Origin of the sequence: Pseudoalteromonas luteoviolacea (assembly GCF_000814765.1) — a bacterium.
GTDB classification, from domain to species: Bacteria; Pseudomonadota; Gammaproteobacteria; order Enterobacterales; family Alteromonadaceae; genus Pseudoalteromonas; species Pseudoalteromonas luteoviolacea_H.
This window is the reverse complement of record NZ_JWIC01000007.1, coordinates 763,744-787,340: the sequence shown is the minus strand read 5'-3', so window position 1 is coordinate 787,340 and position 23,597 is coordinate 763,744. Positions and strand designations below refer to the sequence as shown.

The window sequence follows — 23,597 nt, the reverse complement described above, 5'->3', positions numbered from 1 at the left end:
AACACCATCAACTCACTTGCCCTAGTTGATACTAGTACATCAATGCATTTTTACAAACAGTCCATAGCCATCACGCATGTTGTAAAATTATTTATCCCCATCACACCAGCCATGTGCAAGCTTATCGTTTATTTTCATTACCACATTGGCTGCCGATGGGTCATCTGAGACAATATGCTGCGCTTTCATTTTTTTTAGCAAACTTTCAACTGGTGCTTGAAACCCTGCTTCAACAAACAAAGCAAAGTTATCTGACGTATAAGTAACTACCATTTCAGATATTTGATTATCTTGGATACTCGGATAAATTAAGTCTAACCATTTTAAATAAATAAGTTCATTTTCTGTTAGATAATTACTCGACTGCGGATCAAGCTTTTTTCGGCTTGCAGTGAATAATTCATAGCGTTCATCTAATAATGCAGCCCCCAGCAGATGGACAACCACTCTCATCGCATTTCTATGATGACCTCCGTTTATGTACTGTACCCGAGCAGCTTTATATGCTCGAATCGCCGCATCAAACTCGCCTAGCACCATCGCTGTGTTTCCTTTCTCAACAAGTACTCCAGCAGCTCTCCTGCCATTGAGGATCGCCTCATCGACGGTCTGTAAAATTTGGTAGCTCAGGGCTGGTTGATTATACATACGATACGTAATCGCTAAATTCACCTTGGATATCATTTTCTCCATGTGGCTATTTGTGTAATTCAACGCGCATTTATGGGTTTTTATTGCTTGTTCATATTGCATATTCATAGTGTAAGAGACACCAATCACGTTGATCACAGTAAAAAGATAAGACTCTCTGAAAGGGGCAAGCCTATCGTCAGCTATCAAGCCAATGATCTCTTCGATAAGATCGATGTTCTGCGCATTACTAGCTGCAATCAGTGCACTCGTATATGCTGACATCGTATCTTCATTACTTCTTAACAGGTACTGAGTCGCATTTTGTTTATAAAGCTCAATGGCCTTAGCAGGATAATTTAAGGAGAGATCTTTGATTTTTTCCGAGTCAGACTCGTATTCATAGTTTACAGAGTCAATCGCCACGACGTTATGTATTGCCAAACACAAAATAACAGCGACTACTACGCCAATGTATTTCATTTAAATTTATCAAAGTTATGAGGCTAAACAAAATATAGTGCATAACTCAATATTTATACATCAAATTGACCACAGCCACTTTCTATCAGCATGTGAGAAATGATGAAATTACCCACCGCAACTTTGCATCATAAACTGTGGAGTCTTGCTCCTATCTCATAGCACTGAAAAAAACGAGCTCGCCGTATCCACTCACATAGCCATTGTTAAATTGCTCATTATAAGAAATTTAAAGTGACTTAATATTGGTAAGTTAAGATTTATAAAAATAAAAAAAAGCCGCACTAGGTGCGGCTTTTTGGGTGTGATTCGCTTTGTTTTAGGCGTGTCTCCAAAACTCTGCGATTACGTTACCAAGGAACTGTTCAAATAGCGCACCGTGTGCGCTACTTTAAATTAAATTGATTCTAGAGCAATCTTAACCATTTCGTTAAACGTGCTTTGACGCTCTTCTGGCGGCGTTGCTTCACCTGTAATAACATGGTCACTGACTGTGAATAAAGCCATTGCTTTTGCACCGTATTCAGCAGCAACACCGTAAAGGCCAGCTGTTTCCATATCTACAGCCAAAACACCTAACTTATCTAGTTCAGGGTAGAAGCTGCTGTCAGCCTGATAAAAAGTATCTGTGGTATAGACATTACCTACTTTCGCCTCAATACCTAGACGACGTGCTGCGTTAACACCATTCTCAAGCAGGCCGAAGTCGGCGATAGCAGCAAAATCAAAGCCACGTACACGAGCACGGTTTACATTAGAGTCTGTGCTTGCACCTTGTGCAAAGATCACATCACGGATTTTTGTATCCTGATTGATACCGCCACAAGTACCGATACGAATTAAGTTTTTAACACCAAAGCTGACAATCAGCTCACGTGCGTAAATTGACATCGATGGGATACCCATACCAGAGCCCATGATGCTCACTGGCTTACCATTATATGTACCAGTGAATCCAAACATGTTGCGAACGTCTGTCACTTGGCGAGCATCTTCTAGGAAGTTCTCAGCAATATACTTAGCACGTAGTGGATCACCTGGCATTAATACCGTTTCAGCAAAATCACCTGGGTTTGCATTAATATGCGGAGTACTCATAACATGTTTCCTTTAACTTAAGCTGTAACCAACTTGTCGGCAAAGCCGTCACCATATTCTAATTCTTCTAGGTTAAACCACTGGGCAAGTGTTTGACCTATATCTGCGAAGCTGTTTCTTTCACCTAATGGAGTATTATTCATTCCATTTCGGTATGCCAATACAGGCACGTATTCTCTTGTGTGGTCGGTACCCGGAGCAGTCGGGTCGCAACCGTGATCCGCCGTGATAAATAGCACATCGTCATCTTTTAGCTTACCCAAAATTGTCGGTAAGTAGGCGTCAAACTCAGCCAACGCTTCGGCGTATCCGACTGCGTTGCGACGATGACCAAACTTTTCATCAAAATCCACTAAGTTAGTGAAAATCAGACTATTATCCGGTGCGGAATCAATCACTTCACTGGTTTTATTTAATAAATTCATCAAACCAGGTGCTTTGTGTTTTTGGGTGATCCCTTGGTGCGCATAAATGTCTGCAATTTTACCAATACTGATCACCTCACCACCGTTATTAGCCAACTTGTCTAAAACAGTTGGTGCCGGTGGTAAAACAGAATAATCTCTCCGATTACCTGTACGAATAAAGTCGGCACTCGAAGTGCCTATAAACGGCCGCGCAATCACTCGCCCTATGTTCATTTCATCAAGCAGTGCCCGTGCGATTTCACATACTTGATAAAGCTTTTCAAGGCCAAATGACTGCTCATGAGCGGCTATTTGAAATACGCTATCAACTGAGGTGTAACAAATAGGCATGCCAGTTTTGACATGCTCTTCACCTAGTTGCTCTAGAATCACTGTGCCTGAGCCATAACAATTCCCTAAAATGCCAGGGATGTCCGCTCTTTTACACAACTCATCAATAAACTCTTGCGGGAAACAAGGTTGGGTATTTGGAAAGTAGCCCCAGTCAAATAAAACTGGCACACCTGCCATTTCCCAGTGTCCAGACGGAGTGTCTTTACCACTAGAAAGCTCTTTGGCATAACCCCACGCTGCTACTGGCTCAATGCGCTCAGCAACTTCACATGTTTTCCCACCAGCGGCCTCACATGCATCTACTAAGCCTAATTTCGTTAAATTAGGGATAGATAATGCGTTACCTTTTTCCTCTTTATATGCTTGCAAAAGATGAGCGAGCGTGTTGGCACCTACATCACCAAACTTTTCAGCATCTGGTGCTGCACCAACGCCAAGGCTATCCGCCATTAATATAATTGCTCTTGCCATATATCACCTCTCATCTTTTGTCTGGGCCATATTTTGTTTTTATAAAGCATCTTTGCTCCCAGAGGTCGTTACTTTATTGATAGCTAAATATATCGTACAGGACATTAGTCCGCTGTCACAAAACCATAATATATCTTCTTAGTTCCCATTTTAAATAAATAAAAAATCTGGTTATACCAGCGGACATAAGTCCTGTTTTGAATGGGGCAAAACATTTAAATTTGATCCTTAAGCGAGGCAAAAGAGATTAATCGTGTCTTTTTTGCTATTGTGATCTTCCAACGTCAACAATAGCTGGGTGTGAACTTTAGTGACACGAACAATTATAGCCATAGCTGGCGCTTCTGCGTCCGGTAAGTCTCTTTTTAGTCAAACAATATATAACGAATTAGTAAATGAACTTGAATCAGGTGCTATCGCAGTTATAGAAGAAGACGCTTACTATAAAGATCAATCGCATTTGCCATTTGAGCATAGAACTCAAACAAATTATGACCATCCGGATGCGTTTGAGCATGCGTTGATGAAAGAGCATCTTGAACAATTACGTCAAGGTAAATCTGTACAAGTCCCGACTTATGATTATGCTCAACACACGCGCAGTAGTGAGACACGCACAGTAAATCCGGCAAAAATTTTAATTGTCGAAGGGATTTTACTGTTAAGCGACCCAGCATTAATAGAAGAATTTGATATAAAGGTATTTATTGATACCCCGCTTGATATTTGTTTATTACGTCGTATGCAGCGTGATATCGAGCACCGAGGCAGAAGTATTTCGTCTGTTGTGGAGCAGTATCAAGCAACGGTGAGACCGATGTTTTATCAATTTATCGAACCATCGAAGCATAATGCCGACTTGGTCGTGACCCGTGGCGGTATGAATCGCGTTGCGATTGATATTATTAAAAGTAAAATAAAATATTTGCTGCAAGAATAAAACGGGAACATTTTGGCATGACAACAATAATGAGCCTAGTAGGCATGATGATGCTATTAGGTATTGCTTTCGCGGCTTCAACGAACCGCAGCGCAATAAACAAACGAACTGTAGGTATCGCATTTTTAATGCAAGTCGTCATTGGCGGCTTTGTACTCTTTATAGAAGCGGGTAAAAACGCACTGGCAGCAATGTCGTCTGCGGTTTCTTCGGTGATTGGCTATGCCAATGACGGGATCAGCTTCTTATTTGGCCCTCTGGCCGCGCAAGAATCCATCGGATTCGTGTTCGCAATTCAGGTTTTACCTGTAATTGTCTTTTTCTCAGCGTTGGTTGGCGTTTTATACCATCTGGGAATTATGGAATGGATAATTAAAATTTTGGGTGGCGGTTTACAAAAGCTACTTAAAACATCACGACCTGAGTCACTTTCTGCAACTGCGAACATTTTCGTCGGTCAGACAGAAGCGCCACTTATCGTGAAACCGTTTATTCCTAAAATGACGCAATCAGAATTATTTGCCGTTATGGTTGGTGGCCTAGCGACTGTCGCAGGCTCAGTAATGGCGGGTTATGTTGCTATTGGTGTTGATTTAAAATATTTAATCGCGGCAAGTTTCATGGCAGCACCTGGTGGTTTCTTAATGGCCAAAATGATCGTGCCAGAGACAGAAAAAACCAAAGAAAATTTAGCTGAAGTAGACAGTGGCGAAGACAAACCTGTTAACGTCATCGACGCAGCGGCAGCAGGCGCTTCAAGCGGTATGCATTTAGCATTGAATGTCGGTGCTATGTTACTTGCTTTCGTCGCTTTAATTGCACTGATGAATGGTTTACTTGGCGGTATTGGCAGCTGGTTTAATCACCCAGAGCTGACATTACAAGAAATTTTAGGCTATGTCTTTGCACCAGTGGCGTGGATGATTGGTGTACCTTGGGCAGAAGCTGTAACGGCAGGTAGTTTTATCGGCCAAAAATTAGTAGTTAACGAATTCGTTGCTTACTTAGACTTTATGAATTATCGCGATGGGTTATCTGAACATACCCAAGCAATTGTCACATTTGCGTTATGTGGATTTGCTAACCTGTCGTCGATTGCAATTTTACTAGGCGGACTAGGTGGTATGGCCCCCAGTCGCAGAAAGGATATCGCACGCTTAGGGCTCAGGGCGGTTTTAGCAGGGTCAATGGCTAACCTAATGAGCGCAGCAATAGCAGGTTTTTTCCTCTCGCTAGCTTAGAAACTTAACGAGATATGCCGCTTTTGCAAAACAATTGGTTGGTTACCTTAAGGGGTTAGGGTAATCATACTAACTTGAACGATACTTCCCAAAGGGCCTTTATGGCCCTTTTATCGTTTCTATGACCATATAAATATGAGTTACTCTTCCACCTTACTTTTCAATTAAAATCACCTCATTTATTTACAGCATGTAGCAGTCACTTTCTCCCAGCACTTTAAATTCACATTTAATATACATATAATTATAATTTAATAAACAATAGCTATACTACAAAACGTATCCAGAAAACGTGGAAAGAAGCACCTCGATAAAGGCGCTTTCCTACACGAACAATTTTTTACTGCCTATTAGTGGATTTAAGGAAGTTTGGTGTCATTAAGTAAAAAACCTAACAGCGCTTTTTCGATAATTGTATTTGGTACTGGCTTTCTATGTGTAATAAACAATGGACATGCAGCGCCCGAAACGTTACTTGCAGATAAGCAACAAGACCAAAATATCGAGCGGATCGCTGTGACAGGGTCGCGTATTACACAAAACAATAACACGCATATACTAACAAATATATCTGACGACATTATCGCTCACTCTGCATTTGCTTCCTTATCAGATGTACTGATTGATGAAGTGGTACAGATTAATGAAGGGATCAGTCATTTTAATTCTCAAAATAGCACCCATAATTCCGGCCTCTCTACCATCGATTTGCGTGGCTTGGGGCTAAACCGAACACTGACTTTGATTGATGGTCGGCGTGTCGTATCAAACAGTTATTCTGGCGATCTTGTCAGCCTTTCCACGATACCAAAGGGCATAATAAAAAATATTGAAATAATAACAGGGGGAGCTTCAGCAGCTTACGGCTCTGGCGCACTCTCCGGTGTCGTCAATATCATTACTCGACAAAACAAAAACAACACAACGATTAACCTTGCCACTGGAGAAAGCACAGCTGGCGGCGCAAGGGAAATCTCAATCGATGCAGATACCGGTATTCAATACGCTCGCCAACAAGGGCAGCTATTATTTAGTGCCTCTTATATCGAACACCTTGGCTTAGACTACTGGGACAGGCCGCGTGCTCAACAGCAAGATGACTGGCGGTATGACCCAAAAAGAATGTGCAACACAATGCTCACAGCGATATATGACGCTGAACAGCGAAGTGCATATCATTGTATGCGTAATATTGAGCAAAGCGACTGGACCTCGTTAAGCGATGCGTTACCCGGTGGCGTGTTCAATGAATCGAGTAGTTTTAAACCTAACTCTGGCTTTTGGTATGATGGCCAAGCATTGCGAGATGATTGGCAGGAAGAAGTACATGGCATACATTTTAATCAGTATAGTATGCTACAACTGCCCAGCCAGCAGCTCAGTTTAGCAATAAAAAATGAATTTGATTTTAAATCAGGCAACCAAGCCTATTTGCAATTACACTACAGCAAAAATGATAGCCTCAATGTAAAATCCCCAGAAAACGAAGATGAATGTGACCTCGTCATCACCTATAACTCAAACACAGAGCTGTTCAATTCCGATTGTATTGGCGCAATTCCCCACACTAACCCTTATGTGCCGGAAGAAATACACACCAGTGCCAATCATCAAGACATAAAATGGGATCGTTTATTTTACGAAGTTGGCGCCGTCACCAACAAAAACTCACGTGCAACTTTTCGTTCATGGGTGGGCCTAAATGGGATCGTTGGGGGCCGTTGGCAATGGGATGTCTCAGCAGGGTTTGGACAGTTCAAACAAAAACAGATCCGCTATAACGAGCTAAAAGTGGATCATGTCAAACATGCGCTCAACGCTGAGCAGTTAAGCGATGGTTCCATTCGGTGTGCAGATCTAGATGCAAGGGAACATGGCTGTGTACCAATCAACTTATTTGGCGAAGGCGCCATCAGTTCGGCAGCGGCCAATTACATTCGCGCCAACCCTCAGTTAACGACTGAACTCTCGCAAACTAACTTAACAGCCACGATAACTGGGGAGCTTGCTACTTTAGCGTCAGGTACGATATTTTCAGTATTCGGGGCTGAATACAGAAAGGATAGTCAAGACGTATCCACCAATGTACCTCAAGGTGGTGTGACATTTAACTATATCCCTACTTTTTCGGGTGATGTTACCAGCTATGAAGTATTTACAGAAGTGTCTGTCCCTCTACTCAAAAACAAACCGCTTGCGCACCAGTTAGATCTTTCCTTAGCTGCACGTGCTGCGGATTACAGCTGGTCAGATATGGGGTTAATTCAAAGCTATAACCTTGGCTTACATTACGCCCCATCCGCACACTATGCGTTCAATTTTAACTGGGCAAAGTCCATGCGTGCCCCTACCATCACCGAGCTTATGTCACCAATACGAGGCGATTACAATGCCTTTCAAGATATATGTGATGGCGTAACTTCAATATCAACGCAACGTGGCCATGAAAATTGTCGAAAAGAGCCGAGCATTCATGCTGTAATAACACAAGAAGGAACCTTTCATGATCAAAACAATAGCTACTCTCCCAATTTAGGTAACCCCGAACTCACTGAAGAAACAGCCAATAGTTACGCCTTTGAGGTGCAGTTTTCACCTATATTCATCACTAATTTAGCGCTAAATGCAAGCTACTATAAAATTACTATCAACGATGTCATCACCTCGCTCTCTCATCAAGATATTATGACAAGGTGCTATCAAACTGACACAGTATTTGACCCAAACAATCCATTTTGCCAAGCCATTAAAAGAGACAATGAAGGACAAATCATTGAGCTACAACAGCGCTTAGTCAACGCAAATCGGCTTACTACCCAAGGCTATGATTTGGCGATTAACTATGCATACACTCTCAAAAACAGTGGTAAACTCGCCTTTAAGCTCAATTGGAATCATGTTATCGAGCATGCCTTGCTATCTGACTCCATCAACTTTCGCGCACCTGAGATACACGAGGGGTATTTAAACCACCACATTTTTGAGGATACAGGGAAAGCGTCTATTTCATGGCAACATGATCAATGGCAGGTGATATGGCATACACAATTTAAAAGTGCCATAAAACGCAGTAAGCAAACATATGAAAACTGGCTTAATTTTATCAATGCCAATCGAGAACGCTGTACGCTTCAGTCAAGTGATTGTATTTCAAACCCTGAACCGCTTTGGGGTAATGATCTGCCTTCTTACACGACCCACTCTGTTCAATTGACTTACCAACAAAAAATACAAGAGACGAAACTTAAGCTCTCTGCCAGCATAAAAAATATTTTTGATAATCAAGGGGCCTTTATAATCGGTGGCAACGGCAACTTTCACAGTGCATATGGTGGCGGGCGTGGACGCTTTATTAAGTTGGGCACTCAAGTAACATTTTAATACGCATAAAAAAGGCTTCACAGTGAAGCCTTTTTTAACTGAAGTCATCGACAATCACTTATTAAGCTGTGCTTTTGCCGCTTCCACTTTCGAATAATCTAAACCGAGTTCCGCGACCGCTTCTTTTATTAGGCCAGGGTTTTGCATCACCAGACCCATCAATTGCTGTAATTTTTCCGGTGGAATAGGTAACTGCTGTACAGTCGCCATGGCCATTAGAGGGTTTTCAGTCAGCGCCTGAAATACCGCTTTAATTTGTTCGTCAGAAATATTGTGCTCTTTTAGTAGCGCGATGATTGGATTCATAGTCAAACCTTAAACGATTAATGTGTTCGCTAGGCGCAGCCGAATACTCCGCCTAGTAATATATACTTTTTTTGTTGGGTCGAAAGTGCATAACTTCAACCCCGTCAATTATGAAATATCTTTTTTTACTAATACTGCGCCGTAAAACCCATCATACTCACAGGTTACACCCGGGACTAAGCTGAGCTCTTCTTCTAGGGCCCAGTTTGAATTGTTAGCTAAAAATGCGTGCACCTGCTGCTCGTTTTCAGAGGGAAGAATAGAACAAGTGGCATAGACCAGCTTGCCGCCAACTCGACACATCTGACTGTATCGCTGCAAAATATCTTTTTGCAAAGCAATCAGATCATCCACATTTTTCTCATTTAAATGCCACTTTGCATCTGGGTTACGTCGAAATATACCTGTGCCAGAGCAAGGCACATCTAACAACACGCGATCAAACTTTTCTTTTTGTCTTTTAATTGTTTTACTATTTTGGATTAAGCGCGTCTCTATCACATGAGAGCCTGCGCGCTTGGCACGCTTTTTTAACGTATCCAGCTTATGTTGATGGATGTCTAATGATAATAAACGCCCTTTATTCTCGAGCAAGGCAGCAATGTGCAGGCTTTTTCCACCGGCCCCAGCACATGCATCCACTACTTTCATGCCAGGCTTTATATCCAATAAACTGGCTATTTGCTGAGAGCCCGCATCTTGCATTTCAAAATGACCCTTTTGAAATGCATCGGTTCTAAACAAATACCCCATTTTCTCAACTTTAAGCGTATTTGGTAAACCATCAACAGCGACAGTGGTTATATGCTCTTTAGCCAAACTCTCTTGAACACTCACCACATCACTTTTAAGTGAATTCACTCGAATAAAATGTTCAGCTGATTGGTTGAGTGCATTGGCAATTCGCTCCCATACTCTGCCCAACTCCTTTCTCGCTCGCTCGTCCAGCCAAGCTGGCATGCTAAGCAGCACATCTTCAGGCGCACTGGCGAGTTCTTTTTCGATATCTTCTATATTCAATGATGAGACTTCAGGTATCTCCGGAAGCGTTTGACCGCTTAACACAGTGTATGCACCCCATATGTGCCATGCATCATCAGAATTTAACCCAGTAATAGAGTCCACTAAATCTCTGCGTCCTAGTCCCCAGCACAGCTTTCGACTATAGCGGATCAAATCGTAGAGAGTTGTAACAAAATATGCGCGCTGTTCGACAGTCCAAATTGGATTTGCTTGCAAGTGCTGCTGCACTATTTTGTCGGCATATTGTTCTAATGTTGAAGCCTGTAATAAGGCGCTATTCAAGCTCTCTAGCAATTGACGGGGTGCTATCACGGTGGTTTCTCATTTGTGAAGTACAAGGCGCGAATTGTAGCGCTTTTATGCGTCATGCACCACTCAATTAACGTCTCCTTTCGCACAGGTCGTCACAAATAATTACAACCTCTACATTGCGTAATCAAGACTGCTCACATAGCATCTAAATCGAACTATTTTTGACCGACAAAGACTAATACCAAGCTAAGAATGTTAATCCTGTCATTCAGGACGGTAATAAAAAGAGAAAAATAACCCAATAAAACCTTTTCACTCAAAAGGTCAATTTTCGATTTGGAGAAAATGATGAAGTTTAACGCTTTTTTGGCTGCTTGTATCATCGTATCAAGCCATGGATATAGTGCTCAAATGCCACTAAAAATAGACACTAATAGCCCATTACTCTTAACAGACTCACCGATCGTTTTCGCAGTTAATACAGAACAAAAAGCCTTAGAACGGATCAACTTAAACCAAACCACCTCGCACAAACTCCCCATAAGTACCACTTCAAAAGGGTTTCATTATGGGTATATAGCTCACTCTAAAGAGGTACAAGCATTTGTGCTAGATAAAGGCGGTGTGTATTTGGTGACCCCCAATAAAACAACACGTCTGGTCGCTTCCACGAGCTTACTTACTCGTCTGCAAGTGGATGACTTTGAAAAAGTGGAATTTATTTTAGATGTCAATAAAGATGGCTTGAGTGATATCTATTTACCTGGGTTTACTCGCAATGAGCTGTTTGTTCAGCAGTCCGATGGACAATTTGTGAAACATGACTTTGAATATAGCTTACCTTTAAGAAGTCATACTTATAATGAATCACTGGAAATCAGCACAAACTTTACCTCTTTACCCATTGTTCATGATTTTAATGCTGATGGTTTCATGGATTTGGTGTTTCGTACACGCCAAGAAGTCGCAGTGCTGTATGGTAATAAATCAGGTTATGCGAAAGAGGTAGAGTATGTTCACCTCCCTACTACATTTGGCAAAATTGAGGGGAATCGGACTCGTACTACACAAAATTTATTAGACATTAACCAAGATGGGCACTTAGATTTAGTCACTCGGATCCGACCCGTTACAGAGGGTATTTCGGGCCTTGAGGCCAAAGTAGAATATGATTTATACCTTGGACAGGCTAAAGGTTTTAACTCCGGCGCAATAAAACTACCTCACACTATCGGAGCTGGAGGCATGCGCATCGAATATGATTTTGATGGTGATGGCTTACTTGACTTGCAAACACTCAATGTCGACATTGGCTTAACAACCATCGCAGCGATGGCACTGGGTGGGGGAAAAGCGGACATTGACGTCGACATGCACTTTTTTAGACAGCACCCGCATACGCTGTTTAAAAGCACTCCGAGCACCGAAAAAGAAGTTGAACTTGAAATTGATATGAAACGCTCGATGCAAGGTATGCCTTATTATACTGGGGATATAAATGGAGATAAAAAACATGACCTTGTTTTTAAGTCTGGCGGTGAAACCTTAAGCATATATTTTGGAACCTCTAATCATTTATTAGGTAAAGAACGCACGAAAATAAACCGCCCTCTCCCTAAAAACCCAAACGATATTGTACTAGTAGATATAGATCAGAATGGCAAAGAAGACTTTGTTTTTAAATACGCAGATAAACAAGGAAAGGTTAAAATTGAAACATTATTAAACTAGAAATCCTTTATACTGAGCTAAGGGCAATATTCTATGCCTTTAGTTCCTTTTTAAGTAATAAAGAAATAAATATATTAATATTTTATTGATTTTATTTCAAAAAAATAATAAATCACGGTATGGTTCCATTTTAGGAAAAATAACCATCTTAAAGGAACTATTGTGAAACTAAAATACAATGCACTCGTGCTGACCATGATCTCTGCACTTCAATTAACTGGATGTGGTGGCGGAGGAAGCGATGAAGGAACACCTCGTACAGAAACAAGGCCTGTACAGACACCAACAGCATCATCCACATCGACATCTACACCGACACCGGCACCCGTACAACTTGCCCCTTTAGCTGTAAGAACTATCCAAAATAATCAATGTAGCTCCACAGCCATATCTGTTGATGTCATATTTCACGACCAAAATGGCGCATTTATTTCGAGTCGAAAAACCAATTCAAATGGACAAATAGATACTGGGTTACCAGAAAATACAAAGCATGTTTCATTTATACTAAAAACAACAGACAGTCAAAATACACTGCATACTCAAGTACAAACTATACTGAATGTTCAAGATGGCTTTGAAGTTGATGCACTCGTATTTAACAACCCTAATACATGTGGCTGTAGCGATATTACATATAACCTTGAGACATTGATTGCACAGGCCCCCGATGCTGACTTGCACAACGCTACAAACAGTACTATTGACTTGTCAAACACAGAAAATGAGGTTTACGCATGTGTGCCAGAGCAACAAAAATTGCTATTCACTCATTCAGCGGCAGGTTATAAAGGAGGTCTATTTGACACCTCTGAGTCAACCACTATAGCATTATCTGATGACCAGTTAATGGCTTCGGGCACACCATTAGATTTAAGTAACTATAACTTTGAGCCTAATGAAAGTATTAACTTAACATCTTATGTTGGAAATGAAGCTGTATACAATGTGAATTTACCAAGGGCAGCGATTAATAATCTATTTAGTGAGCCTCACAATAAGTTAGTGATCTTTAGTGACCTTGATACCGTCAGCTATTTATCTACTTCAAAACTTAGCGAAGAGTTTACAGGTAGTGGCTTTATCAGAACACATTCATATGCATTAACTCCAATTGATAACGAAGGTAATACCAACCGGCCACAGCACTTTGATAACACTGATGCGTATAGCAGTGTGTATAATTTCTTTATGCAAATGAACGCAAATGAATCTAATGACGTGGCAATTAACATAAAATCTACGGTAAGTAATCTCGATGCGGTTATGATTAAGATGAATTGGTCTGACTTTGACCACGGAAATGTCAGCTGGAATGTCTTTACTGATGGCCAAGATGTTATTCCTGATATTGATTTTGGAAGCATTTTACCTAGTGACTCAATGTCATTTAATAATGTATCTATGGAAGTCCTTTTGCTAGATTTAAATACTGAACAAAACTTTGATGATATGCGAGAGCTGTATTTTGAGAGCGCTGAAAGTTTTGAAAAGCGCGTAGACTCTAAATTATTTGATGGCATGGCAAGTTATTCATTTACATCTTCAGAGCAATAATCAACACATAATTAGGAGAAGCTACGCTTCTCCTAAACCCTCCACTTTAAACTCCCTTACAAAGAATCTTATTATAAATAATTTTTTATTATTTATATTTTATAAACCACTATATTTTATTTATAAACCACCACCCTGATGTATGATTGTTTTTCAGCAAATTTCTACTTATCAAAGGATATATAATGAACGTAAAAAAATGGACTTTTGATTGCCATACTAGGTGCAATGCAACTCACAGGGTGTGGAGGGAATGATAATGATACTCCGGCTACCCCTCCAGTCGCGGAAAAGCCAAGTACAGAGACCCCACCAAGCACTGTAGAGCCAAATTTTTCATTAACTACATTTAAAAGCAATGCATGTGTTAGTGAAGCAATTGTTGCCGACATTATTTATCACAGTGCTGATGGAAGCTTTATCTCTTCAGAGAAAAGATCTACGTCTGGTGAAGTAGCATCAACGCTTCCTGAGAATACGCAACATGTTTCTCTCGTTTATAATGCCACAACTGAAAATGGTGAGAAGCACCTCCAGATCCAAACATTATTAAATGTCGCTGAAGGTTTCAAAATCGATTCGCTCAGCTTTAACGATAAAGAACCTTGTAGATGCACTGCAATCACATATGACTTGACGACACTTAAAGCCGAATCGCCTGACTCAATAGTGTTTAATGTCGGCACAACACCTGTTTTATTATCAGAGGCACAAGCGCAGTTCAACACATGCACAGCTGAAGCCCAAACACTTGTATTTACTCAATCGGAAGCTGGTCACAAAGGTGGATTGTTTGATACATCGAAAGCGGCAACTATCACATTATCAGATCAGCAAATCACAGCTTCTGGGACACTGGTCGATTTAAATAATATGCAGTTTGATGACCAAGAGACAATTAACTTCTCATCCTATTCGGGTAATAACGAAGTACACTCAGTGGTGGTTAATCAAGCCACATACACACATCCATCTTATAAAGACAAGAACCAACTGGTGATTTTCAATGACCTAGAAACGGTCAATTATTTATCTTTAAATCGCCCACGTCATATGCAGCTTACTGATGTTCTGTCATTTACTTCATATTTCACTGCGATGAATCGTGTCAGTGATAAAGGAAAAATATCAGATCTTACCCATATCCAACTAGATGATGTGCTCACCTCAACCTATGAGTCATTCGTTAATTCGATTAAAGAGAGTCCCACATGGCTGTGTTAGATTTTAGTGCGGTAGATTACAGAGTAAACCTCGTCACTGTTAACTACGCATGGGAGAATGACATACAAGGCAAAACTCACTGGCAAATTATCAATGATGGAGAAGAAACGATTCCACAGCTAAAATTTGATGATGTCGTGCAGGTAGTTGAACATGGTAATTTATCAGTCACATTAACCCTTAGCGCGCTCAATACAGAGCACACATTTAATGACTTAAGAGAGGCCTACCTCAACAGTATGATAAGCTTCGAGAAACGCGTAGGGTCTAAGCTGTTTGATAAAATGGCCAGTAACAGCCTCACTTACAAGACATAATGTTAGGGGAAACCTCGGTTTCCCCTCCTCTTGTTACTTAATTAACTTCCAAGGTCCACTCGTATTTGTAGGGCTAGGTGTGTCACCTCGGGTCCACCACTTAGCTTCGTAGATTTTATCTTGGTAGCTCGCTTGATCACCTTTAAGGTACACTTTATTGCTCTCCCAAGCTTTCACTCCACCTACTGGAGGCTTGTCGTCGACAGGCGGTAACGTATCAACGACAGATACACTTGGCCAGCCAGTGTGCGACTGATAAAAGTTCGTCACACACTTCTCATAATCACCAGGAACAAGTGCTGAATAAGCAGTTTGATAACCCACTAATTTACACTCAAAAGAGTGACCCCCAGGTCTATCTGAATAATGGGCCCAACTGGCTTCCCAGTTTGTATACAACACGCCATTGGCACCATCTAGGTTCAGACTACCAAATGGAGTTTGCTGCCAACACGTATTTTCTTCATCAGCCTCAATTGGAATGTTGTAATAATGAGATAGTCCTTCCCAATAACGAATACGATTGACAGGTTGCCCTTTATTGCGATTGTGTTCACCACATTCAATGCCGCCATTAATAACATTGATAGTGGTACCAAAGCCATAACCAATACCTGCATTAAGTTCGACTTGTGAAGGCACCCACGTTCTATCAATGACATGTAGCATCGCAGGTTTCGGTGCTTGTGGCGTTAAAAAGAACCAAATGGCTGATGCCAAGTTTAACCATGAATCAGCGACTCGACCTGGGTCATTCAAAAGGACTGTTGCATCTCCATCAAACATCACTTCAGAAAACATGCCGTAGTTAAAGTGATACGATAACTGCTTTGCACCTCGGCCGAAATACCCTTGCCCAGCACCACAAGGCCAACGGCGGTTTTGCCAATCATTTTGTCCACACCCTGTACGATAGCCACCTTGTCCTTCAGACCACCCCATCTCGCGAACATGTACCAGTGCCTGTTGCCACTCTTCTAACCTATTGGGATTATCAGAGATATTATCTTTAGAAATATGACCACCAGTTTCTTGTGCAAAATGAGCAAATGCCGTCACGATTGATTTTTTACAAATGGCGTCCGCATTACGGCCATCTGTATACTCACCACAGAACGCTGGAAACTTACCAATAGCACGTAAGAAACGCGTGTAAGTGTATTCTGGCGCAGCCATTTGTGTTAAAAAATCCCACTCGGCTTGGCCAAAAACACGTTCAACACGTTTTACGTTACTCGGATTACTCGCGGCACCAGGCACAATGGCTTCAACAATGGTATTGCTACGAGTCTCAAGTGCTTTAGACCAAATTGCATACATTGGATCAGCTGTTAATGCTTGCTCAGCGGCGTTTAAATCTGCTCTAGATACAACATATCCGCCGGGGTTATTAGGATCAGGCTGAACATTCATACCATGAGTAAATGCGCTCGCGCATAAAATTGGCAAACACACGGTGGCGACTTTGGTAAGCTTACTTACCCCAATTTTGCTGTTATTCATAATTTACCTTTACATGTTGTTGAATTAAATAAAATTAAAATTTAATTTCTCTTTATATGTTGTATCTAAAAAGCAGTAACCAGCTGCTTTCGACTTGATGAATATCAATGTTCATCAATTTAACAAATATTACACATTGACATCGCTGTCAACGTGAATTACCTGTTTTTCGAACAATTGCAAACTTGATTATCACTATATGTTCTGCAAAATAGGGAAATATTATTAGAAAAAAGAATAAGTAACATGATGAAGCTGACACAACTTAGCCACAATTATTTTTCTCAAGTTATTTCTCTTGGAAACTTAGTGCATGGAGAAAACTATTTAGACGACAAGAAACTTGAGCAAATTTATCAAATGGGCCTAAAAAATGGTCTCAATGCCTCTTTTGTTGCAATCAACGAGTTAGATCACGTTGTCGGATTTAGGCTCACTTATTGTGCTGAGCAATGGACAATTGATAAGTGGTGTACGCCCTCAAAATGGCCGGTTGGCACAGAGTTTATGGCGTACTTTAAATGCATCGCCATTCACCCTCAATCACAGGGTCAAGGCATTGGGCCGAAATTATTAGCAGCCTCTGTAAACGTACTAAAGCAGCAAGGTGCCAAAGCCGGAGTTGCTCACCTTTGGAAGCAAAGCCCTGGCAACGGTGCTGTAAAATACTTCACTAAATCAGGCGGAAAGCTCGTAAAATTACACGATGATCGATGGCTGGAAAACTGCATAAATGATGGTTATGAGTGCCCTATTTGCGGTAACGAATGCCACTGTCAAGCAGCTGAAATGGTATTGGAATTTTGATGAATACTTACGACCCACTATATCACGCTAACTGCAAAGGTCAGCCATTGCCTGCCACTTATTGGGCGACTCAAGTTAAACAAAGCAAGGTAATCCGAAAACCAGAAGAATCGACAAAATACGATACCATTGTGATTGGCGGAGGCTTTACAGGTTTATTGACAGCTTATTACATGGCCACACTTTACAACCAACGTGTGTGTGTACTAGAAGCAAATCAAGTTGGCTTCGGTGCCAGTGCCAGAAATGCTGGATTTGCGTTGCCCACAACGGGTAGATTGAGCCCACTAAGTATGGTCAAGCAATGGGGGGAAGACATCGCTTCACAGGTTTATCAGGAATACCAAAGTGGTGTGTCACGCATAAATGAGTTAATACACACTCACAATATCGACTGTGATCAGCAAGAAAATGGTTACCTGAAGATAGCTCACTCAAAACAAGCAATGACGTCTTTATTTGACAGCTTTCAATATGCAAAAAAAATATTCTCTGATGAACACCTGTCTTTTATCAATGTTGAAGAACTTCGTGCCAATTTTATCAATATGCCCAATACATACGGTGCAATTAGAAACCAACATGGTTTTGGGTTAAATCCACTCAAACTACTCTATACATACAAACGCATGGCTCAACAGGTAGGTGTTGATGTATTTGAACAGAGTTTAGCTGAGCGAGTCGGCAAAATAGGCGCAGATCATATTGTTGATGTAAACAGTATCCAATTAAAGACCAAAAACCTGCTAATCACAGCAAATGCATACAATAATAGGGATTTTCACTCCACAATCAGTAAAAAATATCTACCAATTTTAAGCAGTATCCTAGTGACTCGCCCTTTAAGCAATGATGAGTTAGCCACGACAGGGCTAAAAACACACCAAGTTATGATGGATACTCGAACCTTAAAATACTATTACCGTCTTTTACCTGATAACCGATTACTATTTGGAGGAAGGGGCGCGGTATACGGTAAAGACCAGGACAAAGTAAGATACCAGCAGCATCTTACTCGCGCCATGCACAGTGGTTTTCCAGCACTAAAATCACTGACTGCGGATCATTACTGGCATGGCTATATTGCAGCCACGTTAGATGACCATCCACATATTTATTTTAAAGATAATATTGGTTACGCCATTGGTTATTGCGGAGCCGGTGTCGCATTTAGTGCACAAGCAGCTTTGCGTTTAGCACAAATGGCAACATCAAATAAGACCCCTTCATTACCCATCTACAGTAAGCCTGCTCCTTCAATGCCATTTGCTAGGTTTAGTCGATTAGGTCAACTTGCGTATTACCACTATGCACAGTTCAAAGATAGTCTGTTTTAACAGGGGATATCATTGAACCAACACAAAGAAGCCACAAAAATAGATCAAAAATTAAACAAAAAACACATCTTATTTCAATGTTTAAGCCGTTTAATAAAACGGGCTATTAAACATAAATAAGGAAAATAAAATGAAAAAGTTCGTTATCGCTACTTTATTTGCAAGTATTTCTGGTGTTGCTGCTGCGAATGTAATTGAGCTAGAGACTGCGGAAAACAGCAATGTTGCATTCGAAAAAGCAGAAGTAACAATTGCTCCTAACCAAGGCGTATTTGCATCAAGTGTTGTAACATACTACAGCCCACGTGTATGGGTGAATGGTCGTCTTCAAAAGTTCTTTGTTGGCTCTACAAACGGTAACCAATTCTGTGAAGAGCGTGGTCATAACCAGGAAGTCAGCGGTAGCACAATCACATGTGGTGAAGATGAGTCATCGTATGCAAACTACGATTGGTACGGAAAGTCTTGGGTGTATAAAAGCACTGGTAGTAAAAATCAATGCTATCAACTATATGCAACTATCAAGTGCCAATAATATTTCGTAATCGCTGAATAAGCCTTCAATGTAACACTGCCTATATTCAGCGATCATAGGAGGTCAATGACCTCCTTATATCATACTAGATAAAGCGCTTTTATATTGCCGCTTCCGTTTTTTTAATCAAGCCATACAGCTCATCTTTTAATTGAACACGTTCCATTTTTTTTGTGTCTAAGTAATCATCTGTCGTGTTTTCAACTCCATCCTCTATACGACGCACTTCTCTATCTAAATCATTGTATTTATTAAATAGTTTAGCAAAATGGTTATCATTCATTTTGAGGTGACGGATGGTGTGATGATGATCCGGAAATTCATGTAATAAATCGTGTTTTTCTATGCTCATTGATAGGTCCTTATGCATATTTGTAGGCTTGATCTCATTATTGCCAAACACAAGAAATTACAATTGATCTACATCAGTAATTACACATTACTTGATTAAAAGGTCAGACTAAATAGATCTCAAAAAAAGGGGGACTGCTTATCTCATACTGTGCTTAATGTTATTTTGACCTAAAAACACAGTTCTGGTTTTTCGAACACATGGGCAGAGCAAAAAACAGGCGTAATCAGGTACGAAAAATGAGCCGATGGGAAGCTATTTTTTATAACAGAGAAGATAGGTGACGAACATATTCGCCCAACTGCAACGCGCTTTGGCGTAAACCCACTGTCTAAAGCAACGTATTATATAATTTTTACTTTCCCATCAAGCCGACTTTTTTCGCATAGTTACATCAATGCATTTTGTTGGCTGAGGTCTGATCGGAGTTTCTCTATTTGCATAACCAGCTCCACCTCCCGTTACTAACAAAGTTTGTCTGTTAATTAATATAATCATATTTATTAGTCCTTTTTGCTTTAAAGGGTTTAGTGATATACGCAATCACCACCAAACACTCTAATATATGAACCAATATCTGTACAGGATTTAAAATATACTCTACGACAAAAGTACGATCAATAAAATAACTAAGGTATAACCATACTTCAATGCCTGCAACCAAATTAACTACGAGAGACATAAAAAACAACAAACAAATTGCCGCCTCGTGTGGAGAAAGTGCGTATTGACGGGTTGCCTCAGAAAAGTAACTAACTCTCGTATACTTAAACAGTATACTGGCCCAGTATTGGCGGCCTAATATCCCAATCAAAAATACCGTATTTAATAACACAACCAGCGCATAGTATGGAGTTTGTAAATGTGCGAACAATGGAAGAAGTGTCATATCTATGATCTCTAAAAACAGTAATGACAGAATGAACCATCGACCGTTCACACTCCCCCAAACCAAAAATAACGCGATGATATATATAGGAAAATTAAGAAAGACAACAAATTCCATTACGCATGCTCCTTGTTCTTGTTTGTAAGTCTATCTATAGAGCCAAAATAAGTTGCCGATGATTGCCCATGGAGCATTAATATTATGAGTAGTTTAATAAATGGGGTGTCTGACTTATTACTTACCCAACTGATGAAAATGTTCTGATCGACTAGCTTTATCATTTTCTTAGCTAATCCAGCTTGCGTAATGTTCATTGTTTTTGAGTTCGCAGCCCACATCGTACTTCTTATACCTTATTCATCCGCAACTTCCTTTCTCACTCACCAATGCTCGTTACATATTCCATATAGTAAGAAAAGATCATAAATAAATTTATGCTACATAAACATTAACGCTTTGTAAATTAAACACATCATTATCAGAAGCTGCATTAGACACGTATTCATTAAAGTGATTATATTTAGATAATCACCCTTGAATAAAAATACGATAATTATATAAGTCAAAAGCGCGTAACAGCATCAAACTAAAAATAGAGCGTTTTTTAATAGTAAGATCACGTTAATCTATAGATTATTATTGATGTTGAAACACCCTGTTACCATGGGATTTCAGAGCCATCAAAACTTAAAAAGCAGCCACTTTGCGCTTCTTGTAGTTGATCAATCACGCGTTTAAGTCCTTGTGCAGATTCTTCTGGTGAGATCAATGCATTGGGCCCACCCATTTCTGTTTTTACCCAGCCAGGGTGCAGCGCTACCGTTTTTATGCCCTGTGGCAGCAAATCATTCGATAAGCTTTTAATCACTGAGTTAAGTGCTGCTTTTGAACTTCGGTAGATGTAACCCCCTCCTTTGGTATTTTCGGTATGGCTGCCAACTCTTGAAGAAAGTGCTGCAAATACTTTTTTCTGCCCTAACATCAAATGCGGATAAAATGATTCTGCCAATTTAGCTGGGGCAATCGCATTCACTTCCATCACTTCTCGCCACGCCTCTACATCGCAGTGCCCAAAACCGTACCCTTTAGGTCCATACAATCCTGCATTATTAATGACAATATCAATCGCCTGATGCTGTAAAGTGCCAGCAAGATTATTAAGTTGCACATAGTCGGTCACATCTAAAGAATAAATATCAAGATTACCAGGATAACCAAGCGTATCAGAATGACGTAATTCACTACATGAACTCATATTTCTTACCGTGGCATGTACATGCCAGCCATGCTCCAAATATAACCTGACTAATGCTAAGCCAATTCCTCTATTAGCACCTGTTATCAATACACTTGGCATTACTTACCCCCAATCTAATAAACGTTAGGCAAATTTGAACTAATAAAAGCTAGAAAATCAAGTTAAGGTGAGTATCTAAGGAAGGCTAGTGGCGATTCAGCCAGTGCTTTGCTGCGTATGCTTCAGAAAAGTATCGTGTTTGACCGCCAAGTATCCAGCCCCCAATGATAGACATCATCCGCTGCCATCGATTACACCCAATAACCGCGGTCCGCGTAAATTGTTCACTATATTGACTGGCAAGTCGAATATCCGTCCAAACTTCGCCGACCTCCCAGCCTTTAAGTTCAGTCAGGTCAATTAGGACATAAATGTCTTCTTCTATATTTTGCGATACAACATGGTCAACGATTGGTAGCACAACGACATAGTCTTCATGGGTAAGCCGGCCAACCGCTTTAAAACTCAGTAATAAACCAAAATCCCGACGTTCCGTGCCGACTGAAATACCATGGAATTCGTTCATTTACATGTTCCGCTTATAAAAGTAAAAAAAAAGTAAACAATGCTCTTTTTTACAATAGTCCAAAATTATCCATCACGCACATTTTTATAAATCGACTATTCTTAAAATTACTCGCTCATTCAAACCTTGACGTCAGGTAAAACTAAAAAAATAGGAAAAGCATTGAAAATATTAATATTTTTTCTTGTGAGTTTGGTCACTTCACACTGTTATGCGCAAATTGAAAAAACATGGTTTAATCAAGCTAGTTACACCAAACTTGAAGATGCTGATACACGCACCTTGCACTTGAGTACACATTACTACTTTGCGCCTCAGGCTAATTTTTGGGTGTGGGATGACTTTGGCTACTTAGATACTGACACGAATGTACTCCTATCTTACACAAATGATGAGCAGTCTGTTTTTACCGGTGTCGAAGGTGAGCTATTTATCTCTAACTGGTTTGCTACAGCAAGCATTGAAGACTTAGGAGACACAGACGATAACTACACAGTTGGGCTGGGTTATCTGTTTTTTGAAAACCTGAAAGTCAGTGCTAGACATCAACACCAAACTGGCAGCGATGATATTATTTGGTTACAAGGGCAACTCAACATCGATATTGATGAAAATGCGTATATTGGTACCACCTTAATCAGTGATGATGAATTCGATAATTGGCAGGTTGAAGTACGCTATTTTCGTCGTCTTGGAGAGCAAAAATACTTTACGCTTGATTTAACTCACGAAAACTCAAACAGTAAAAATCACAATAACTTTATTGCCAATTATTATTTTAACCAGCACTTTGCCCTTGGGCTGGGCAGCAACGAGTCACATCTACTTGTCGAAGGCAAATATTTCGTTAATCACAGCTTTTTTGTCAAAGCACGATATCAAGAGCAAAGTGATGATGAGCAATCCTTAGAGATGTCTATGCAAGCTCAGTTTTAA

21 protein-coding genes are annotated in these 23,597 nt (G+C 40.4%); 11 read left to right on the top strand and 10 right to left on the bottom strand.

Annotated features, from left to right (window positions below; translation table 11 throughout):
- Nucleotides 1–87: 87 nt before the first annotated feature.
- From JF50_RS17730 to JF50_RS17720, 3 genes are all read right to left on the bottom strand, one after another.
- On the bottom strand, nt 88–1,113 hold the full coding sequence (locus tag JF50_RS17730; RefSeq protein ID WP_039610705.1) for a hypothetical protein: 1,026 nt from the start codon (nt 1,111–1,113) through the stop codon (nt 88–90).
- Nucleotides 1,114–1,509: 396 nt separating this feature from the next.
- Entirely contained in the window at nt 1,510–2,211 is a 702-nt protein-coding gene (deoD, locus tag JF50_RS17725; RefSeq protein WP_039610704.1) for a purine-nucleoside phosphorylase, read from the bottom strand.
- 17 nt (nt 2,212–2,228) lie between these two features.
- Entirely contained in the window at nt 2,229–3,443 is a 1,215-nt protein-coding gene (locus JF50_RS17720) for a phosphopentomutase (RefSeq protein WP_039610703.1), read from the bottom strand.
- Between the two features lie 310 nt (nt 3,444–3,753).
- On the opposite strand from JF50_RS17720, the gene udk reads away from it, so the two are divergent.
- The 3 genes from udk (at nt 3,754) to JF50_RS17705 (ending at nt 9,005) form a co-directional block, all read left to right on the top strand.
- Nucleotides 3,754–4,383, top strand: a complete 630-nt coding sequence (gene udk, locus JF50_RS17715; protein WP_039610702.1) for a uridine kinase — start codon at nt 3,754–3,756, stop codon at nt 4,381–4,383.
- A 17-nt stretch (nt 4,384–4,400) separates the two neighbouring features.
- On the top strand, nt 4,401–5,624 hold the full coding sequence (locus tag JF50_RS17710; protein ID WP_039610701.1) for a NupC/NupG family nucleoside CNT transporter: 1,224 nt from the start codon (nt 4,401–4,403) through the stop codon (nt 5,622–5,624).
- A 372-nt stretch (nt 5,625–5,996) separates the two neighbouring features.
- Nucleotides 5,997–9,005, top strand: coding sequence for a TonB-dependent receptor domain-containing protein (locus JF50_RS17705; RefSeq protein ID WP_052262405.1), 3,009 nt, complete (start codon nt 5,997–5,999; stop codon nt 9,003–9,005).
- 54 nt (nt 9,006–9,059) lie between these two features.
- Here JF50_RS17705 and JF50_RS17700 read toward each other — a convergent pair whose 3' ends face one another.
- Both JF50_RS17700 and JF50_RS17695 read right to left on the bottom strand, forming a co-directional pair.
- Complete coding sequence (locus JF50_RS17700; RefSeq protein ID WP_039610700.1) at nt 9,060–9,311, bottom strand: DUF2999 family protein; 252 nt, start codon at nt 9,309–9,311, stop codon at nt 9,060–9,062.
- 108 nt (nt 9,312–9,419) lie between these two features.
- Entirely contained in the window at nt 9,420–10,646 is a 1,227-nt protein-coding gene (locus JF50_RS17695; RefSeq protein WP_152614583.1) for an RsmB/NOP family class I SAM-dependent RNA methyltransferase, read from the bottom strand.
- 285 nt (nt 10,647–10,931) lie between these two features.
- On the opposite strand from JF50_RS17695, the gene JF50_RS17690 reads away from it, so the two are divergent.
- The 4 genes from JF50_RS17690 to JF50_RS17675 all read left to right on the top strand — a co-directional run bounded on the left by JF50_RS17690 (nt 10,932) and on the right by JF50_RS17675 (nt 15,415).
- Entirely contained in the window at nt 10,932–12,317 is a 1,386-nt protein-coding gene (locus JF50_RS17690) for an FG-GAP repeat domain-containing protein (RefSeq protein WP_080760275.1), read from the top strand.
- Between the two features lie 162 nt (nt 12,318–12,479).
- Entirely contained in the window at nt 12,480–13,874 is a 1,395-nt protein-coding gene (locus tag JF50_RS17685; protein ID WP_039610698.1) for a hypothetical protein, read from the top strand.
- Between the two features lie 207 nt (nt 13,875–14,081).
- Nucleotides 14,082–15,098: a hypothetical protein gene (locus JF50_RS17680; protein WP_152614582.1), complete on the top strand. Its 1,017-nt coding sequence runs from the start codon at nt 14,082–14,084 to the stop codon at nt 15,096–15,098.
- Nucleotides 15,086–15,415 (top strand): hypothetical protein, encoded by a 330-nt coding sequence (locus tag JF50_RS17675; protein ID WP_039610696.1) that lies wholly within the window; start codon nt 15,086–15,088, stop codon nt 15,413–15,415. The genes JF50_RS17680 and JF50_RS17675 overlap by 13 nt, the downstream gene beginning before the upstream one ends.
- 33 nt (nt 15,416–15,448) lie before the next feature.
- On the opposite strand, the gene JF50_RS17670 is transcribed toward JF50_RS17675, so the two are convergent.
- Nucleotides 15,449–16,918 carry a chitinase gene (locus JF50_RS17670; RefSeq protein WP_080760274.1) on the bottom strand — a complete coding sequence of 490 codons (1,470 nt, stop codon included), beginning with the start codon at nt 16,916–16,918 and terminating at the stop codon, nt 15,449–15,451.
- 249 nt (nt 16,919–17,167) lie between these two features.
- Between JF50_RS17670 and JF50_RS17665 the strand changes: the two genes are divergently transcribed.
- The 3 genes from JF50_RS17665 (at nt 17,168) to JF50_RS17655 (ending at nt 19,597) form a co-directional block, all read left to right on the top strand.
- Nucleotides 17,168–17,725: a GNAT family N-acetyltransferase gene (locus JF50_RS17665; protein ID WP_039611048.1), complete on the top strand. Its 558-nt coding sequence runs from the start codon at nt 17,168–17,170 to the stop codon at nt 17,723–17,725.
- A complete protein-coding gene (locus JF50_RS17660) occupies nt 17,725–19,062 on the top strand; it encodes an NAD(P)/FAD-dependent oxidoreductase (protein WP_039610695.1) in 1,338 nt (445 codons plus the stop codon). The genes JF50_RS17665 and JF50_RS17660 overlap by 1 nt, the downstream gene beginning before the upstream one ends.
- Before the next feature lie 130 nt (nt 19,063–19,192).
- The gene (locus tag JF50_RS17655; protein WP_052262403.1) at nt 19,193–19,597 is read left to right on the top strand and encodes a hypothetical protein; all 405 of its coding nucleotides are present in this window, start codon (nt 19,193–19,195) and stop codon (nt 19,595–19,597) included.
- A 100-nt stretch (nt 19,598–19,697) separates the two neighbouring features.
- On the opposite strand, the gene JF50_RS17650 is transcribed toward JF50_RS17655, so the two are convergent.
- From JF50_RS17650 to JF50_RS17630, 4 genes are all read right to left on the bottom strand, one after another.
- Nucleotides 19,698–19,949: a YdcH family protein gene (locus JF50_RS17650; protein ID WP_039610694.1), complete on the bottom strand. Its 252-nt coding sequence runs from the start codon at nt 19,947–19,949 to the stop codon at nt 19,698–19,700.
- 481 nt (nt 19,950–20,430) lie between these two features.
- Nucleotides 20,431–20,955 (bottom strand): hypothetical protein, encoded by a 525-nt coding sequence (locus tag JF50_RS17645; protein ID WP_039610693.1) that lies wholly within the window; start codon nt 20,953–20,955, stop codon nt 20,431–20,433.
- A 541-nt stretch (nt 20,956–21,496) separates the two neighbouring features.
- Complete coding sequence (locus tag JF50_RS17635; RefSeq protein ID WP_039610691.1) at nt 21,497–22,195, bottom strand: SDR family oxidoreductase; 699 nt, start codon at nt 22,193–22,195, stop codon at nt 21,497–21,499.
- A gap of 85 nt (nt 22,196–22,280) precedes the next feature.
- Nucleotides 22,281–22,661: an STAS/SEC14 domain-containing protein gene (locus tag JF50_RS17630; protein WP_039610690.1), complete on the bottom strand. Its 381-nt coding sequence runs from the start codon at nt 22,659–22,661 to the stop codon at nt 22,281–22,283.
- 162 nt (nt 22,662–22,823) lie between these two features.
- Between JF50_RS17630 and JF50_RS17625 the strand changes: the two genes are divergently transcribed.
- Nucleotides 22,824–23,597 carry a putative porin gene (locus tag JF50_RS17625; protein ID WP_052262402.1) on the top strand — a complete coding sequence of 258 codons (774 nt, stop codon included), beginning with the start codon at nt 22,824–22,826 and terminating at the stop codon, nt 23,595–23,597.

What these genes read in the sequence shown, in the direction of transcription:
- JF50_RS17630 (WP_039610690.1), bottom strand. Translation starts at nt 22,661, where the DNA reads ATGAACGAATTCCATGGTATTTCAGTCGGCACGGAACGTCGGGATTTT.
- JF50_RS17700 (WP_039610700.1), bottom strand. Translation starts at nt 9,311, where the DNA reads ATGAATCCAATCATCGCGCTACTAAAAGAGCACAATATTTCTGACGAA.
- JF50_RS17720 (WP_039610703.1), bottom strand. Translation starts at nt 3,443, where the DNA reads ATGGCAAGAGCAATTATATTAATGGCGGATAGCCTTGGCGTTGGTGCA.
- JF50_RS17730 (WP_039610705.1), bottom strand. Translation starts at nt 1,113, where the DNA reads ATGAAATACATTGGCGTAGTAGTCGCTGTTATTTTGTGTTTGGCAATA.
- JF50_RS17650 (WP_039610694.1), bottom strand. Translation starts at nt 19,949, where the DNA reads ATGAGCATAGAAAAACACGATTTATTACATGAATTTCCGGATCATCAT.
- JF50_RS17710 (WP_039610701.1), top strand. Translation starts at nt 4,401, where the DNA reads ATGACAACAATAATGAGCCTAGTAGGCATGATGATGCTATTAGGTATT.
- JF50_RS17670 (WP_080760274.1), bottom strand. Translation starts at nt 16,918, where the DNA reads ATGAATAACAGCAAAATTGGGGTAAGTAAGCTTACCAAAGTCGCCACC.
- JF50_RS17655 (WP_052262403.1), top strand. Translation starts at nt 19,193, where the DNA reads ATGAAAAAGTTCGTTATCGCTACTTTATTTGCAAGTATTTCTGGTGTT.
- JF50_RS17665 (WP_039611048.1), top strand. Translation starts at nt 17,168, where the DNA reads ATGAAGCTGACACAACTTAGCCACAATTATTTTTCTCAAGTTATTTCT.
- JF50_RS17675 (WP_039610696.1), top strand. Translation starts at nt 15,086, where the DNA reads ATGGCTGTGTTAGATTTTAGTGCGGTAGATTACAGAGTAAACCTCGTC.
- deoD (WP_039610704.1), bottom strand. Translation starts at nt 2,211, where the DNA reads ATGAGTACTCCGCATATTAATGCAAACCCAGGTGATTTTGCTGAAACG.
- JF50_RS17645 (WP_039610693.1), bottom strand. Translation starts at nt 20,955, where the DNA reads ATGGAATTTGTTGTCTTTCTTAATTTTCCTATATATATCATCGCGTTA.
- JF50_RS17660 (WP_039610695.1), top strand. Translation starts at nt 17,725, where the DNA reads ATGAATACTTACGACCCACTATATCACGCTAACTGCAAAGGTCAGCCA.
- JF50_RS17635 (WP_039610691.1), bottom strand. Translation starts at nt 22,195, where the DNA reads ATGCCAAGTGTATTGATAACAGGTGCTAATAGAGGAATTGGCTTAGCA.
- JF50_RS17690 (WP_080760275.1), top strand. Translation starts at nt 10,932, where the DNA reads ATGATGAAGTTTAACGCTTTTTTGGCTGCTTGTATCATCGTATCAAGC.